Source organism: Paenarthrobacter sp. GQ52, assembly GCF_059759005.1.
In genome coordinates this window covers 106814-120190 of the sequence record NZ_JCAXEJ010000006.1, presented here as the reverse complement: position 1 = coordinate 120190, position 13377 = coordinate 106814, and the positions used below count along the sequence as shown (strand labels likewise).

Sequence of the window (13377 nt, the reverse complement as noted above, 5' to 3'; positions counted from 1 at the left end):
GTGCTCCTTGAATATGAGGTAACGAGGTTTAGATGAGGTCTGAGATATAGCTGGCCGCTTTGGCTGCGGCGGCGGGGCGTTCGTCGTGGGTAACGTCCCGGGTTTCCAGTTCCAGGGAGAAGTGGCCGGTGTAGCCAACGCTCCGTAGTGCTGCGAGTCCGGCGGCGAAGTCGGCCTCGCCGTTGCCGATGCTGAGGTTGATGTTCCCTGGCTCGTAGACGGTTGCCGCCACGGCGTCCCGCAGGTGGACGTGCTTGATCCGGCCGGCGAAACGGTCCACGAAGTCCACGGGGTCGCCACCGGAAGCGACGATGTGGCTGAAGTCCATGACGATTCCGACGTCGGAACCGGCAAGGCGGTCGGCGAGGAGCTGTGCACGCTCAGTGTTCCAGCACAGCCGGTAGTAGTGCAGGGATTCGGTCCACAGCTCCACGCCGAACTCCGCCGCGCGCCCATCGGCACTCATCAGTTGCGCGGCCACGAGGTCCAGGTCCTCATCGAGGCTCCGCAGCGGCTCGTGATCGATAGCCCCGCACGGCAGGACTAGCGCCCTCGCGCCGGTCTTGGCGGCCAGGGTGAGCAGCATCTCGAGGTGCCCTTCGCGCGCTTCCTGAGCGCCGGCGTCGAGCGTTGCGTTCAGGTCGCCGACGTCGCCGTTCACTGAGCGGACGCGCATTCCCGAGGTCTTTACGACGGCGGCAACCGCCTCCACAGCCTCGGCGTCCAGTACGTAGGGCACATGGTCGCAGACGCCGGGGAGCGCGCCGAGATCGATTTCCTCGAAACCGAGTCCACGCATGGTGTGCAGGGCAGTGGCCAGATCCTGGTGGCGGAAGCTGATGGACGAACAGCCCAGTCGTTGATGAAACATCGTCGTTGATCCTCAAATTGGGGCCCTCGCCAGAGAGGGACCTTAGTGATGGAGACCACGTTAGCTAGGTTGACTGTCAACAGTCAACCTCCGAGGTTGACTGTTGACATTGCTGGTGTCGTCGGTCACAGTTGACGTATTATGTTGACTGTCGACAGTGAGGTTGCCGAAGAAGCACCGCACTCTTGAAAGGGAAAGACACACATGAGCAATGAAGCTCTGACCATGCGTGGTCCGGTTCATGGAACCAAGGAAGCAAAGCGCGTCGCCGTCGGTTCCGGCGTTGGCGCAGTCATCGAAACCTACGACTTCATCGGTTTCGGCACCGCCGCAGCACTGTACTTCGGTACGGCGTTCTTCCCGGGTGCCGACCCGGTAACGGGCACCCTGGCCTCCTTCGCGACCCTCGGCGTCGGCTTCGCTGCCCGTCCGCTGGGTGGCATCATCGGTGGCCACCTCGGCGACAAGCTCGGCCGCAAGCCGGTCCTGGTTGCATCGCTCATTTTGATGGGCCTTGCTACCTTCGCCATCGGCCTGTTGCCCACCTACCAGCAAGTGGGCCTCCTGGCTCCCGCACTGCTGGTTCTCGTCCGCATCATTCAAGGCCTGGCCTTCGGTGCTGAATGGGGCGGTGCCATCCTGATGAGCTACGAGCACGCACCGTGGCGGAAAAAGGGCCAGTTCACGGGCATCGTGCAGGCCGGCTTCCCGGTGGGCCTACTGCTCGCCAACCTTGTCTTCCTCAGCAGCGTGGGCCTCGGCAGTGAGTGGGCCTGGCGAGTGCCGTTCCTCGCGAGCATTGTCCTTGTGGCTGTCGGCTTGATCATCCGCTCCAAGGTTCCCGAGTCCCCGGTATTCGAGGACGTGAAGGCCAAGGGCGACATCGTGAAGTCCCCCATCGTCGAGGTCATCAAGACCGACTGGCGCAACATCGTCCGCGGCATCGGCCTCCGCATCGCTGAAACTGCCGGCTACGCCGTGTCCGTGACGTACATGATCTCCTACCTGCACACCAACAACCTGGCCGACAAGACCGAAACTTTGGTGGCGCTCTGCATCGCGGCCGGCATCGGTATCTTCGCAACGTACTTCTGGGGCAAACTGACGGACCGCGTTGGTCGCCGTCCTGTTTACATCTGGTCCACAGCGTTCGCAGTTGTGTTCGGCATCCCGATGTTCATGCTGGTCAACACCGGCCTTTTCCTCCTGATCATCGCAACCATCGTCATCGCCTACGCTGTCTGCCAGAACTCCCTTGCCGGCGCCCAGGGTGCCTGGTTCCCGGAACTCTTCCAGGCCAAGACCCGCTCCTCCGGCGCCTCGCTGTCCTACCAGATCTCCGCCATGGTCTCCGGCTTCACCCCCTTCATCACCACCCTGCTGTTCGTCAGCATGGGATGGATGGGGCCGGCCCTGCTGTTCAGCATCTACGCAGCCATCGGCCTGTGGGCGGCACTGATTACCCGGGAAACCTGGGGAAAGCGCGAGCGTGCTCTCGCTGAAGAAGCCGCCAGCAAAACTCCCCAGACGGTAAACGCCTAAGCAGCCATCGACGTCGGGCGTGTTCTCCCCATCAGCACGCGCCCGACTCCGGAAGGAAACCAATGACTCTCTCTTCAGTCGAAGTGGCAGTGGCCACTCCTACGCCCGAGCGTGTGGACCGCATCCGCGCCGCCGCCTACCGCATCCGTCATCACGCGCTGAATATGGGCGAAGTCCAAGGGCAGGGCTATGTCGGCCAGGCCCTCGGTGCGGCCGATATGTTAGCCGCCGTCTACGCCGATCAGCTGACGTACCGCGCCGAAGATCCGCACTGGGAAGGACGTGACCGCTTCCTTCTTTCCACCGGGCACTACGCCATTGGTCACTATGCAGCGCTGGCCGAAGCTGGAATCGTTCCGGTGGCCGAGCTCGAAACGTACGGCTCCGATGATTCCCGCCTGCCGATGTCGGGTATGTCCACTTACACCCCGGGCATGGAAATCTCAGGCGGTTCGCTGGGGCACGGCCTGACGGTTGCCGTCGGAATGGCTTTGGGCCTGCGTCTTCAGAGCTCAACGTCAAGGGTGATCAACTTTCTGTCCGACGGTGAGTTGGATGAGGGTTCCACCTGGGAAGCCGCCATGGGTGCACACCACCACCAGCTCGGAAATCTGACCGCCATGGTGGACATCAACGCCCTCCAAGCAGACGGGGCCACGGAAACAGTGCTCCGCACCGAACCGGTCACCGAAAAGTGGGAATCGTTCGGCTGGTACACCCAGCGCGTGGACGGGAACGACGTGCGTGCGCTGCTGGGAGCGTTCGACAACATCGCTGCCCTGGCGGCGCCGATCGGGCGGCCCTCGGTCATCCTCTGTGACACCAAGGTAGGTCGCGGCGTGCCGCTCTTGGAGACCCGCGAGAAAGCGCACTTCATGCGCATCGAAGAAAACGAGTGGCAGATCTGCCGCGAACAGTTGACCGCAGGATACGAAGGGACGGCTTCAGCATGAGCACAATTACGACGGCGGCCGGTGCCGCTGCTTCATCGGTCGCCGCCTCGACGGCTAAACCGAAGCTGAAGACCTCGGCCATGATCGCATCCTTCGCCGATCCCGGCCAGAAGACCACTTCCGCCCCGTTCGGGCATGCGCTGGTCAAGGCCGCCGAAGCCGACTCTCGGATCGTGGGTCTGACCGCGGATCTTGGTAAGTACACGGACATGCACATCTTCGCTAAGGCCTTCCCGGAGCGGTTCTTCCAGATGGGCATGGCCGAGCAGCTCCTCTTCGGCGCCGCTGCAGGCATGGCCGAAACCGGCCTGATCCCATTCGCTTCCACCTACTCGGTGTTCGCGGCACGGCGTGCGTATGACTTCCTGTGCCTGGACATCGCCGAGCCGAACCTCAACGTCAATATCATCGGCGGGCTACCCGGCCTCACCACCGGGTACGGACCGAGCCACCAGGCCACCGAGGACATGGCGATCTTCCGCGGCATGCCCAACCTCACCATCGTGGATCCCTGCGACTCCGTCGACATCGAGCAGGCCGTTCCGCAACTTGCGGCCTCCGATGGGCCAACATACCTGCGCTTGCTGCGCGGTAACGTGCCCACCGTCCTGGACGAGTACGACTACACGTTTGAGCTGGGCAAGGCCAAGGTCCTGCGCGGTGGCAACGATGTTGTCTTCGTTTCCTCCGGCCTGATGACCATGCGTGCTTTGCAGGCGGCAGATGCGCTGGCGAAGCACAAAGTGGATGTCGCCGTGGTGCACACGCCCACCATCAAGCCCTTCGACTCCGCCACCGTACTGGCAGAGCTGAACACCGACCGGCTGGCCGTCACCTTGGAAAACCACACGGTTGTTGGCGGTCTGTTCGAAACTGTTGCCTCCGCCGTCGTCACCGCTGGTCTCGGCAAGCGCGTGGTGCCCATCGCGCTTCCCGACCAGTTCCTCGACGCCGGTGCGTTGCCCACGCTGCACGAACGATACGGATTGTCCGTGGACCGGATCGTTGCGAAGGTGCTTGCGGAGCTTGGCTGAGCTTTCCTCGCTGGGCGGGACGGACATGACTGCCCGTCCCGCCCCGCTGCCCGTAGTATCGACAGTTAACATCGGACTGTTAGCAGTCGCCCATTGAACCGAGGACACACCATGGCCGTCACCGCATCCCTGCTGGGACTTGAGAAGAAGAGCCTGCGCGAACAGGCACTCGCAGCACTGCGGACCGCGATCACCAGTGGCGAACTCGAGCCCGGGCGACACCTCGTGGAAACCGAGCTTTCCGAGATGCTCCAAATCAGCCGCGGCACCCTTCGGGAAGCCCTGCGCCAGCTGGAACAGGAAGGTCTGATCTCCGCCGGAGCACGCGGCCGCATGTCCGTGCGGCACCTGGACGTCAAGGAAATCAGGGATATCTTCGCTGTTCGCGGCGTTTTGGAATCGTTGGCCGCCAGGACCCTCAGTGACATGCCGGACAAGGAAGCCGCGCTCGCAGAACTGCGTGCCGCCGTCGACAATATGGACAAAGCCGCCAAGTCCTCACTGCAGGAGCGGATCGAATCCGACCTTGAGTTCCACCGCACGCTCTGCCGCCTGTCCGGAAACGAAACGTTGCTGCACTCCTGGGAATCCCTGGAGGGCTCCATCCGGATGTCCATCATGTTCGCCGGATTGGAACGCGCCACCCGGAATATGAGCGTGGGCAGGCATCACGACATTGTTGCTGCCATCGAGACTGGAAATGCGGCGAAAGCACGGGAAACGATCATCGCGCACATGGACAGTGCGGCGGAGAACCTGGTCGGCTAGTTCCCCAATTGCGTTGGTTAGCCGCTTTCACATTGTTTGGGCAACGACGCTGCAGCGGTGTTGCTGGAATCAGGCAGGGGTATAGGGTAAGGCGTCATGGCGTTGAGACTTGTTCAGGTGAATTTCAAAGCGCGGGATGACTCAGCTCTCGGGCAGTTTTGGGCGGAAGCCCTCGGGTGGGATGTTTCCAGTGAGGGACCCGGTGTGACCAACGTTGAACCCCTGGGTTTCACTTGGCCGGACCCCTCAGCTGTCTGCGTTGACGTTGTGACAGTTTCGGATCCGGAGACGGTGAAATATCGCGCGCACCTCGATCTCGCTACCACTTCCGCAGCTCATCAAAAGGAGCTGGTGGCGCGGCTCAAAGAGCTCGGCGCTACACCGGCCGATGTAGGCCAGGGAGATGTGCCCTGGACGGTCTTGGCGGATCCCGAGGGGAACCTGTTCTGCGTTCTGGAACCCCGGCCGATCTACCAGGACACAGGACCCATCGCCACGGTGGTGGTCAACTGCACCGATCCGCGGGCCATGGCCGACTTCTGGAGTGAGGCGATGGATTGGACTCTGCACGAAGTGAACGATGACCACGCGAGGCTGCGTTCGTCCGAGGGGGTCGGGCCATATCTGGAGTTGCTGCGCACGCCAGACCCCGACGCGCTGCCGAACCGTATCCATCTCGACCTGATGCCGTATCCCGGTGATGATCAAGACGCTGAAGTGGTCCGGCTACATACACTGGGCGCGGCAAACATCGACATCGGCCAGGGCGATGTGCCGTGGCGTTGCCTCACAGACCCCGAAGGCAACGAGTTCTGCGTCCTGACACCGGGCTGACAATATAGCTCGTAACCACGTCCGCACCAAGAGGCCGTTAGCTGCCTGACGCCTTCAACAGGTGATCCGGGAGCCGGTTTCCCGGTGCCCGCCCACGGATTTCCAAGAGTTCACGGGCGTGGGCGTGCAGCTTCTTGTCCTCCTCGGATACTGGAACCCAGGAAGGAATCGGTACAGCAGTCCCTGTTTCATCGCGCGCCACCATCACCGTGAGGCAGTACGTGGTCAGGTTCATTTCGCGGGTCTTGGGATCGCCGGAGCGTACGTGGACCGCAATGTGCATGCCCTTGGCGCCGGTGTAGACGAGCCGCGCCTCTACCTCGACGACGTGGCCAATCAGCAGGGGCCGGTAGAAACGGACGCCTCCGGAGAACACAGCCACGGTGTCCTTGCCGCAGTATCGGGAGGCGCAAACGTACGCTGCTTCGTCGATCCACTTCATCACGATGCCACCGTGGACCTTGCCGCCCCAGTTGACGTCAGTGGGGGACGCCATAAACCGCAGGACAACACGCTCGGCGGTTCCGGCGTCGGTGTAGTCCTGGGCGTTCATCGCGTTGACGATCTGCTCGCGGACCTCGATGCGCGCCAAGGCGTGGTCGCGCTGCTCGACCTCTTGGGGCGTGGACGGCTCAAACTGGGGGACAGGAATTGGCTTGCCATCGGGTCCCACCGCTACGAAAATCACCATGCACTGGCTATGCATTGTCTCCGGCCCGCCCTTGGGATCGCGGGAGCTGACCACCGTGTGGATGTGCATCGAGGAGCGGCCGGTGTAGACGATGGTGGAGGTCACTTCCACCATGTCGCCACTGTTCACGGGATCCGTGAAGTGGATGTTGCCCACGTACGCCGTGACGCAGTACGACTTAGACCAGCCAACTGCTGCTGCGTACGCGGCCTTATCCACCCACTCAAGGACGGTGCCGGCGTCGACTGACCCGCTGTGGCCTACGTCCATGGGAGCCGCGAGGAAACGGAGGGTCACTGAATTGGCGGCGTCATCGCTCATGCTTGGAATCTTACTGTCGCCAGGTTTCTGTTACGTGACTAAGTCCGACTACCCGCGCTGGATGCCGAGGGTGGCAATCAGGTCCTCATGGAGTTCGAACCAAACCCGGTGGAAGGAATCCCGGTCGGTAGCTGTCAGCCAGGCTGTGTCCTGGACAGCGTGCTTGAGTGCTCCCAACAGGCGCCCGGAGTAGCCCTCGAACCGAGGCAGCAAAACGCTCAGCTGTGGTTCGAGTACACGCCAGGACGCCAAGGCGCCTATCAGGACGTCCACGGCGCCTTCATCCGCCGGAGATTGCAGCTGGATGGCACTGCAGGCACCCACGACGCCGGTGTTGACCTCGGCGAAATTGTCATGCACCGCTAACACCGCGTCTCGTGCACCGGCGTGGTCCAGTTCATCGGCCAGCAGCCGCTCGTTCTCAATTCTCCCGAGACTCGACAGCGACCAGCCGCTGGCCCCCGCGAAGGTGCTGTGCGAAACAAAGCCGTTCACGCCGGCGTCGATGAGCTGCGACTCCACCAAACCGGGGTCTTGCGAGAATCGAGCCGCTACCGCTTGGGTCTCAGCGAAACCGAGGAGGCGGACCGCATGCAGGGTGAGGAGTGTCATTCGGCATCCATCAGGGTGATTGTTCCCCGGGACCCGTCAATGGCCAGGGGGCCGCCGTCGGCGAGAAGGTGCAGCGCATCCCGTACACCCAGTACGGCAGGGATCCCGAACTCCCGTGCAACGATCGCGGCGTGCGACAACATTCCACCGGTTTCCGTGACCACCGCCGATGCCATTCCGAAGAGAGGCGTCCACGCGGGGTCGGTGGTTCGGCAGACCAAAATATCCCCGGGCTGGAAGCGCGTGAACTCGTCGGGACCGTGAATAAGCCGGGCATTGCCGCGGGCTGTACCAGTGCTGGCGCCGACGCCGGTGAGGATGCTCATCATCAGGCTATTTCTACTACAGATAACCCTGCCCCGGCACCACTGACTGAAGCGGCAGCCGAGCTGGCTGAGGCGCCGCAGTCCTGCACGCTCTCTCACATCCCGGCCCTTAAAGACCGATTGCTCTCTCACTTTCTTGAAGGAAGTGAGAGAGCCATCGGCTGAAGGGCTTGATATCCGCGAGAGCGTCGGGGGGGTGGGGCGCTACGCGAGGACGCGGAGTTTTGATCCCGAACGGCCGAACAGTGCGGCGTCGGCAGAAAGCCTGCCCGCACCGGCCAGTGCCAGTGCCAGAGCTGCGCCTGCGAAGAGCAGTACAAGCTCGTATCCGCCGTTGCCGACGAAAACCCCGGCCGGCGCGTGCACCAGGAACAGCGCGCCGAGCATGTTGACGGCCAGCAAGGCTGCGAAGACGCGGGTCAGGAGGCCGATGATCAGGGCAATGCCACCCACGAGTTCGAGGGTTGCGACGATCGGTGCTACTGCCGATGCGGCCGGGACTCCCATCTGCGTGAAGGAGGCCTGGGTTCCGGCGATAGTGAATTCGTTGAACTTCTGCCAACCGTGCGCGGCGAAGAGAAATCCCGCGATTACGCGCAGGATGGTCAGGGCTGTGGTGGTCAAGCTGGACTTGTTCATACCTTCAACCATTCCCGAGGAAACTTGAAGTGTCAACAAAATATGGCTCTTTATGACCTAAATCCCAGCTACCGGGCTTACGTCCGGCGTCTGCTGCGTGGCTTCGCCTGAAGCCAAGGCTGCAGCAGCCGGGTAGTGATCGGCAGGAAGATGTAGGTCATCAGCGGGGTCAGGATCACGATGTTCAGCAGCACCGCGAACACCAGCGGCCAGTCCTGAGTCAACGGGTGCAGCAGGAAGTTGGCCAACAGGCTGAGCGGGAAGAACGGCAGGAAGATGCTGATGGCCTGCTTCCAGCGGGGCGGCACAACTGTCTCGGGCACAACCACCGAAACGTCTCCGGGCCGGGAGAACCATCCTTCGATCCCCGTGTGGCGCTCCACCCGGGTGGTCTCCATCATGTCCCTGGCACTATCGATCCACCAGCGACGCTCCTCGGAGTCCTCCCACTCCTGCAGCGAATCGGCGTCTGCGAAGCGGTAAAGCATGTGCCATTCAGTGGAATTCACCCCATTGCGTACCCATCCGGATCCCAGATATCCAGGCCATTCGCGGGCGAGTTCCTGTCCGGCGTGGGCCCAGGCATTGGCCTGCCGGGTATAGCCGGGAAGGATAGTGCGGGCGACGGAAACGGTGACGGGATGCTCATGTGACACGGCCCAAATGTACCCGGCCCGCGGCGGACTAGGCTTGTTTAGTGCCTCAAACCACAACTGCCCCCGCCCGCTCCAACGCCCGCGAGATCCTGCGGCTGGCCGTCCCGGCTTTCGGTGCGCTCATCGCCGAGCCACTGTTCCTGCTGGCTGACTCGGCCATCGTGGGGCACCTGGGCGTCGAGCAGCTCGCCGGTGTGGGACTCGCGTCCACCATCCTGCACACCGCCGTGGGGCTGATGGTCTTCCTGGCATATTCGACGACGCCAGCGGTCGCCCGAGCGATCGGTGACGGTAAGTTGGGGAAGGCTTTGGCAGCAGGGCGCGACGGCGTCTGGCTGGCTCTGCTGCTTGGGCTGGCGCTCGCTGTGGTTGGTTTTGTAGCGGCCGAACCGTTGGTTGGCTTCATGGGGGCTACCGGAGACGTCCAGCAATTTGCCGTCGATTATCTGCGATGGTCCATGCCTGGCTTGGCCGCGATGCTCCTCATCTTCGCCGGCACGGGTGTCCTTCGGGGGCTCCAGGACACCCGGACGCCGCTTGTCGTGGCAACAGCGGGCTTCGCCGTGAACATCGTCCTCAACCTGTTCTTCGTCTATGGGTTGAACATGTCCGTGACGGGTTCCGCCATCGGCACAAGCATCGCGCAGTGGGCCATGGCTGCCGTGTATTTGGTAATGGTCAGCCGGAATGCGCGGCAACACGGGGTGTCCTTGAAGCCCGACTGGCACGGTATCCGAGCCATGACCAAGGTGGGTTCGTGGCTCATGCTGCGTACGCTGAGCCTCCGCCTCGCCATCCTTGCGACTGTATTGGTGGTGACTGCGCAGGGTGCCGTAAATCTGGCTGCGCACCAGTTGGCCATGACCATCTTCTCCTTCCTGGCCTTTGCCCTGGATGCGCTGGCGATCGCCGCGCAAGCCCTGATCGGCAAGGAACTTGGCGCCCGGAACGCCCAACGCGCCCGTGAATTGACCCGCACTATGATTCGCTGGGGCCTCGGATTCGGCGTGATCACCGGCGTTCTCCTGGCGATCGTGGCCCCGTGGGCCGGCTACCTCTTCACGTCCGACTCCGGTGTCCGATCAGCCCTGACCATCGCGCTCTGGGTCCTCGCGGTGGGACAGCCACTCGCCGGTTATGTCTTCGTCCTGGACGGTGTCCTTATCGGTGCAGGCGACGCACGCTACCTGGCGATTGCCGGCGTCGTAAATTTGGTGGTCTACTTGCCGTTGCTGGTGGCAATCCACCAGACAAGGCCCGACGGCGAGGCGGGGCTGCTGTGGTTGTGGGCCGCGTTTGCGCTGGGCTACATGCTGGCCCGAGGTGTGACTTTGGGGCTGCGCGCGCGGACCGATCGGTGGATGGTGCTGGGTTCGCACTAAACTGGACGGGTGACTCTCCCAGCGATTCCTGCCCAGACTCCTTCTGCTCCCGCGGACGTACTCTGGAAACCCGTGCTGATCCGTGCCACGGTTGCACTGCTGTTCGGCGCGGTCACCATCTTCTGGGCTTCGCCGTCCGTGCACGTCCTGGCGTGGGCTGTGGGGCTGTATTTGCTCGCGACGGCGGGGGCTGTGTGGATGTCCCGGGCTTTGCCTGTGGCGGTTCCGCTGGTTGTTGCGCTCGGAGGCGCCGGCGCGTTGGTCACGCAGTCTGACGAGGGTGTTGCCCTCTCGGCCATGTTTGCACTGCTGGTGCTGGGCCTCCTTGAGTTCGTCCACGGTCTCCGGAAGCGGGACGAGTTGGCGCGTGATTGGCTCATTTCGGGCGTTATTGCAGTGGGCACCGCTGTGATGCTGCCGTTCTTTACTTCGCTGGGCGCACATGCGCTGCTGGGCGTGGCCGGTGGTGGGGCCATCATTTCCGGCGTGCTGTGGATCCTCTCAGGGTTGACGCTGAGGCACGATGCCAAGTCCGGGGCCGGCGGCCCTTCCCGAACCGCTGCGCCCGGCGCTTCGCCCGAGGCCGTAAACTAGTAGCTGGACGTTCTACTCTTTGTAGAACTTTTGCTGACCGGCGGATACGAACCGCCATCATTGGAGGAATGACCGTGGCAGACCAGACACCAGGAGAACCGCGCAAGATGCGGACCTCGGTCAAGGGACCCCTCATGTTCTCCGCGTTCTTCGCAGTACTGGCCTTCGTTGCCGTGCTCATTTTCGCTTCCGGCGGCAGCGCACGCGCGCCACGTTTTGACCTCGCCTTCACCGGAGCCGGCATCGCGTTCATCGTGAGCCTCGTTGTGGCGGCCATGCTGTCCATGAGCCACAAGGAGAACGCCGACCACCTCGGCAAAGGCTCCGGCGTCAACCTCAGCTCCAAGCGGCCCGGCCACGGCGGCCCGGGTGCCCCGGATTCCGAGACTGAAACGCCCGACGCCGGCCACTGACCTCCAGGGTTGAGCGCTCCACTTCCGTAGAGCTGGCTTTGAGCGGACGGATGCCGACTAGTTCCTGTTGTTGCGACGGTTCCGTACGAACAGGAGTCCTGCGCCTACGACCAGGAGTGTTCCGGCTGCGTAGAGCAGGCCGGTTCCGACACCACCGGTGAGGGGCAGTTCGAAGCCGCCGTTGGACGGGATGTTCTTGACGCTCAGGTCAACACCGACTGTGGTGCTGGCGGAGTTGATCAGGAAGGAGATCGGCTCGGCGAGCAGTTCGTGTCCGGCCGGGGCGGTGGTCTCCACCAGGTAGTAGGTGCGGTAGTCAGCCGAGCCCGGTGCAACAGCTGCGCCGTCGGCCCAGTCCGAGTAACGCAGACCGGAGATGGTCAGGGTGCCGTCGGCAGCGACGGCGAAGACGCTTTGACCGTTCAGTGCGATCGGGTTGGTGCCGGCCAGGGCGTCAGCTTCGTTGGTGTAGACGGAGAAGGCAGCGCCGGCAAGGGCTGTGCCGTTCTCGTTGACCTTCTCCAGGGTCATTTCGCCCCACTTGGTCACGACCGGAGGCGTAACCACCGGTCCTCCGGGCCCACCGGCAACTGTAGTAAAGCTGCCCAGGTTCGGGTAAACGAGAGCTTCGTTTTCGATTTCACCGATGGCGTTGACCGTGGTGTTAACAACGACCTGAACGCGGGTGGCGTTGCGTGCGGCAAGAACGTCACGGCCGGCCTCCGTGAAGACGATGGAGACCGTGTTGGTTGCGGCGTCGAAGACGACGTTGTAGTGGGTGCCTTCGGTGATGACGGTGCCATCGACCAGGGTGGCGGTGGCGCCGACGTAGCTCAACTTGGGATCGAGTGCGTCCACGATCTTGTAACCATCGATGACGGCTTCGTTGGGGATGTCACCGGTGATGGTGAAGTCGATCTGGTCGCCCAACTTCACGTCGGGGGCATCCGTGACGGTCTTTTCTGCACCGGCAATGGAGTTCTTCGGGTAGACGTGAACGTCGTAGATCCAGTTGTCCTGGTTGTCCGGGTCGGTCAAGGGAACCGATACCAGGAACGGAGCTGCAGGAGTCACACCGGCGGGGTAGTTGGTCTCGGTGACCAGGTACAGGCCGACGGGGAGGTTGGCGAACGCTGCGGTGCCGTCAGCAGCGGTGGTCTGGGCCTGCCCTGCACCCAGGGTGTATCCGGCGCCGGTAATGGAGCCTTCAGGATCGGCGGGGGCGAAGACGCTGCTCAGGTTATGGGCCGCGTCCCAACCGGCATTGGTCGACAGGTCAATGGTATTGACCTGCTGAATCGTGAACTCAATGCCACCCAACGGCGTCAACCCGGAGGTGTCGGGTGCTGCCATGGAGACAGCGTCCCCGGCCCCAAAGTTGTTCCCGCCGCCATTGATCGGGGGTCGCGGTGGTTTTTCAAATTTGTGGATAGTAATGGAACCCGTCTGGCCCCCGTCAACCACGGGGGCGGCAGACGCCGGGGCAACGGAGAAAGACATTGCCAAGACCGCTCCGGCAATCGCTGTGGTGACGGTGCGTGTACGCTCGAACTTTTTCCGCATGGAATTCCTATCCCTGACGCGCTGGCGGGCCGCCCTCGTCGAGGGTTGCCCGAATGTCCTTGCTTAGGGATAGGTGACGTCAATACGGGATTCGTGATGCAAAACGAGGCGTGAATCTAGTCACACTGGGATTGAGCGTGCGACGTTGCCGCCAGAGTAAGCGGCGCGCCGGCCTTTA

At 62.8% G+C, this 13377-nt stretch carries 15 protein-coding genes; 8 read left to right on the top strand and 7 right to left on the bottom strand.

What is annotated here, in order from left to right; translation table 11 throughout:
* Nucleotides 1–28: 28 nt before the first annotated feature.
* Nucleotides 29–871, bottom strand: a complete 843-nt coding sequence (locus AC6CH8_RS10465) for a sugar phosphate isomerase/epimerase family protein (protein WP_498190383.1) — start codon at nucleotides 869–871, stop codon at nucleotides 29–31.
* Nucleotides 872–1075: 204 nt separating this feature from the next.
* Between AC6CH8_RS10465 and AC6CH8_RS10460 the strand changes: the two genes are divergently transcribed.
* The 5 genes from AC6CH8_RS10460 (at nucleotide 1076) to AC6CH8_RS10440 (ending at nucleotide 6002) form a co-directional block, all read left to right on the top strand.
* Complete coding sequence (locus AC6CH8_RS10460) at nucleotides 1076–2413, top strand: MFS transporter (protein ID WP_498190381.1); 1338 nt, start codon at nucleotides 1076–1078, stop codon at nucleotides 2411–2413.
* Between the two features lie 62 nt (nucleotides 2414–2475).
* Nucleotides 2476–3366 carry a transketolase gene (locus AC6CH8_RS10455; protein WP_498190379.1) on the top strand — a complete coding sequence of 297 codons (891 nt, stop codon included), beginning with the start codon at nucleotides 2476–2478 and terminating at the stop codon, nucleotides 3364–3366.
* Complete coding sequence (locus AC6CH8_RS10450) at nucleotides 3363–4400, top strand: transketolase family protein (RefSeq protein ID WP_498190377.1); 1038 nt, start codon at nucleotides 3363–3365, stop codon at nucleotides 4398–4400. Before AC6CH8_RS10455 ends, AC6CH8_RS10450 begins: the two co-directional genes overlap by 4 nt.
* Nucleotides 4401–4511: 111 nt before the next feature.
* Nucleotides 4512–5168, top strand: coding sequence for a GntR family transcriptional regulator (locus tag AC6CH8_RS10445; RefSeq protein WP_091464115.1), 657 nt, complete (start codon nucleotides 4512–4514; stop codon nucleotides 5166–5168).
* 96 nt (nucleotides 5169–5264) lie between these two features.
* Complete coding sequence (locus AC6CH8_RS10440; protein WP_498190375.1) at nucleotides 5265–6002, top strand: VOC family protein; 738 nt, start codon at nucleotides 5265–5267, stop codon at nucleotides 6000–6002.
* Between the two features lie 37 nt (nucleotides 6003–6039).
* On the opposite strand, the gene AC6CH8_RS10435 is transcribed toward AC6CH8_RS10440, so the two are convergent.
* The 5 genes from AC6CH8_RS10435 to AC6CH8_RS10415 form a co-directional block, all read right to left on the bottom strand.
* Complete coding sequence (locus AC6CH8_RS10435; protein WP_091464110.1) at nucleotides 6040–7014, bottom strand: acyl-CoA thioesterase; 975 nt, start codon at nucleotides 7012–7014, stop codon at nucleotides 6040–6042.
* A 48-nt stretch (nucleotides 7015–7062) separates the two neighbouring features.
* On the bottom strand, nucleotides 7063–7626 hold the full coding sequence (locus AC6CH8_RS10430) for a hypothetical protein (RefSeq protein WP_498190373.1): 564 nt from the start codon (nucleotides 7624–7626) through the stop codon (nucleotides 7063–7065).
* Nucleotides 7623–7955, bottom strand: coding sequence for a PEP-utilizing enzyme (locus AC6CH8_RS10425; RefSeq protein WP_498190371.1), 333 nt, complete (start codon nucleotides 7953–7955; stop codon nucleotides 7623–7625). Before AC6CH8_RS10425 ends, AC6CH8_RS10430 begins: the two co-directional genes overlap by 4 nt.
* Nucleotides 7956–8156: 201 nt before the next feature.
* Nucleotides 8157–8591 (bottom strand): DoxX family protein, encoded by a 435-nt coding sequence (locus AC6CH8_RS10420; protein WP_178994563.1) that lies wholly within the window; start codon nucleotides 8589–8591, stop codon nucleotides 8157–8159.
* A 77-nt stretch (nucleotides 8592–8668) separates the two neighbouring features.
* The gene (locus AC6CH8_RS10415; RefSeq protein ID WP_364308541.1) at nucleotides 8669–9247 is read right to left on the bottom strand and encodes an antibiotic biosynthesis monooxygenase; all 579 of its coding nucleotides are present in this window, start codon (nucleotides 9245–9247) and stop codon (nucleotides 8669–8671) included.
* A 41-nt stretch (nucleotides 9248–9288) separates the two neighbouring features.
* Here AC6CH8_RS10415 and AC6CH8_RS10410 point away from each other — a divergent pair, with 41 nt between their 5' ends.
* The 3 genes from AC6CH8_RS10410 (at nucleotide 9289) to AC6CH8_RS10400 (ending at nucleotide 11636) form a co-directional block, all read left to right on the top strand.
* Nucleotides 9289–10629, top strand: a complete 1341-nt coding sequence (locus tag AC6CH8_RS10410; protein WP_498190369.1) for an MATE family efflux transporter — start codon at nucleotides 9289–9291, stop codon at nucleotides 10627–10629.
* Between the two features lie 9 nt (nucleotides 10630–10638).
* On the top strand, nucleotides 10639–11223 hold the full coding sequence (locus AC6CH8_RS10405; RefSeq protein WP_243836631.1) for a DUF308 domain-containing protein: 585 nt from the start codon (nucleotides 10639–10641) through the stop codon (nucleotides 11221–11223).
* Between the two features lie 68 nt (nucleotides 11224–11291).
* The gene (locus AC6CH8_RS10400; RefSeq protein ID WP_091464094.1) at nucleotides 11292–11636 is read left to right on the top strand and encodes a hypothetical protein; all 345 of its coding nucleotides are present in this window, start codon (nucleotides 11292–11294) and stop codon (nucleotides 11634–11636) included.
* 57 nt (nucleotides 11637–11693) lie between these two features.
* Here the strand turns inward: AC6CH8_RS10400 and AC6CH8_RS10395 are convergent, their stop codons facing one another.
* Nucleotides 11694–13199, bottom strand: a complete 1506-nt coding sequence (locus AC6CH8_RS10395) for a SpaH/EbpB family LPXTG-anchored major pilin (protein ID WP_498190366.1) — start codon at nucleotides 13197–13199, stop codon at nucleotides 11694–11696.
* Nucleotides 13200–13377: the final 178 nt, after the last annotated feature.

Bases quoted from the DNA above. Each gene is read 5' to 3' on its own strand.
- AC6CH8_RS10420 (WP_178994563.1), bottom strand. From the start codon at position 8,591: ATGAACAAGTCCAGCTTGACCACCACAGCCCTGACCATCCTGCGCGTA.
- AC6CH8_RS10440 (WP_498190375.1), top strand. From the start codon at position 5,265: ATGGCGTTGAGACTTGTTCAGGTGAATTTCAAAGCGCGGGATGACTCA.
- AC6CH8_RS10430 (WP_498190373.1), bottom strand. From the start codon at position 7,626: ATGACACTCCTCACCCTGCATGCGGTCCGCCTCCTCGGTTTCGCTGAG.
- AC6CH8_RS10465 (WP_498190383.1), bottom strand. From the start codon at position 871: ATGTTTCATCAACGACTGGGCTGTTCGTCCATCAGCTTCCGCCACCAG.
- AC6CH8_RS10435 (WP_091464110.1), bottom strand. From the start codon at position 7,014: ATGAGCGATGACGCCGCCAATTCAGTGACCCTCCGTTTCCTCGCGGCT.
- AC6CH8_RS10395 (WP_498190366.1), bottom strand. From the start codon at position 13,199: ATGCGGAAAAAGTTCGAGCGTACACGCACCGTCACCACAGCGATTGCC.
- AC6CH8_RS10450 (WP_498190377.1), top strand. From the start codon at position 3,363: ATGAGCACAATTACGACGGCGGCCGGTGCCGCTGCTTCATCGGTCGCC.
- AC6CH8_RS10445 (WP_091464115.1), top strand. From the start codon at position 4,512: ATGGCCGTCACCGCATCCCTGCTGGGACTTGAGAAGAAGAGCCTGCGC.
- AC6CH8_RS10455 (WP_498190379.1), top strand. From the start codon at position 2,476: ATGACTCTCTCTTCAGTCGAAGTGGCAGTGGCCACTCCTACGCCCGAG.
- AC6CH8_RS10400 (WP_091464094.1), top strand. From the start codon at position 11,292: ATGACCGTGGCAGACCAGACACCAGGAGAACCGCGCAAGATGCGGACC.
- AC6CH8_RS10425 (WP_498190371.1), bottom strand. From the start codon at position 7,955: ATGATGAGCATCCTCACCGGCGTCGGCGCCAGCACTGGTACAGCCCGC.
- AC6CH8_RS10460 (WP_498190381.1), top strand. From the start codon at position 1,076: ATGAGCAATGAAGCTCTGACCATGCGTGGTCCGGTTCATGGAACCAAG.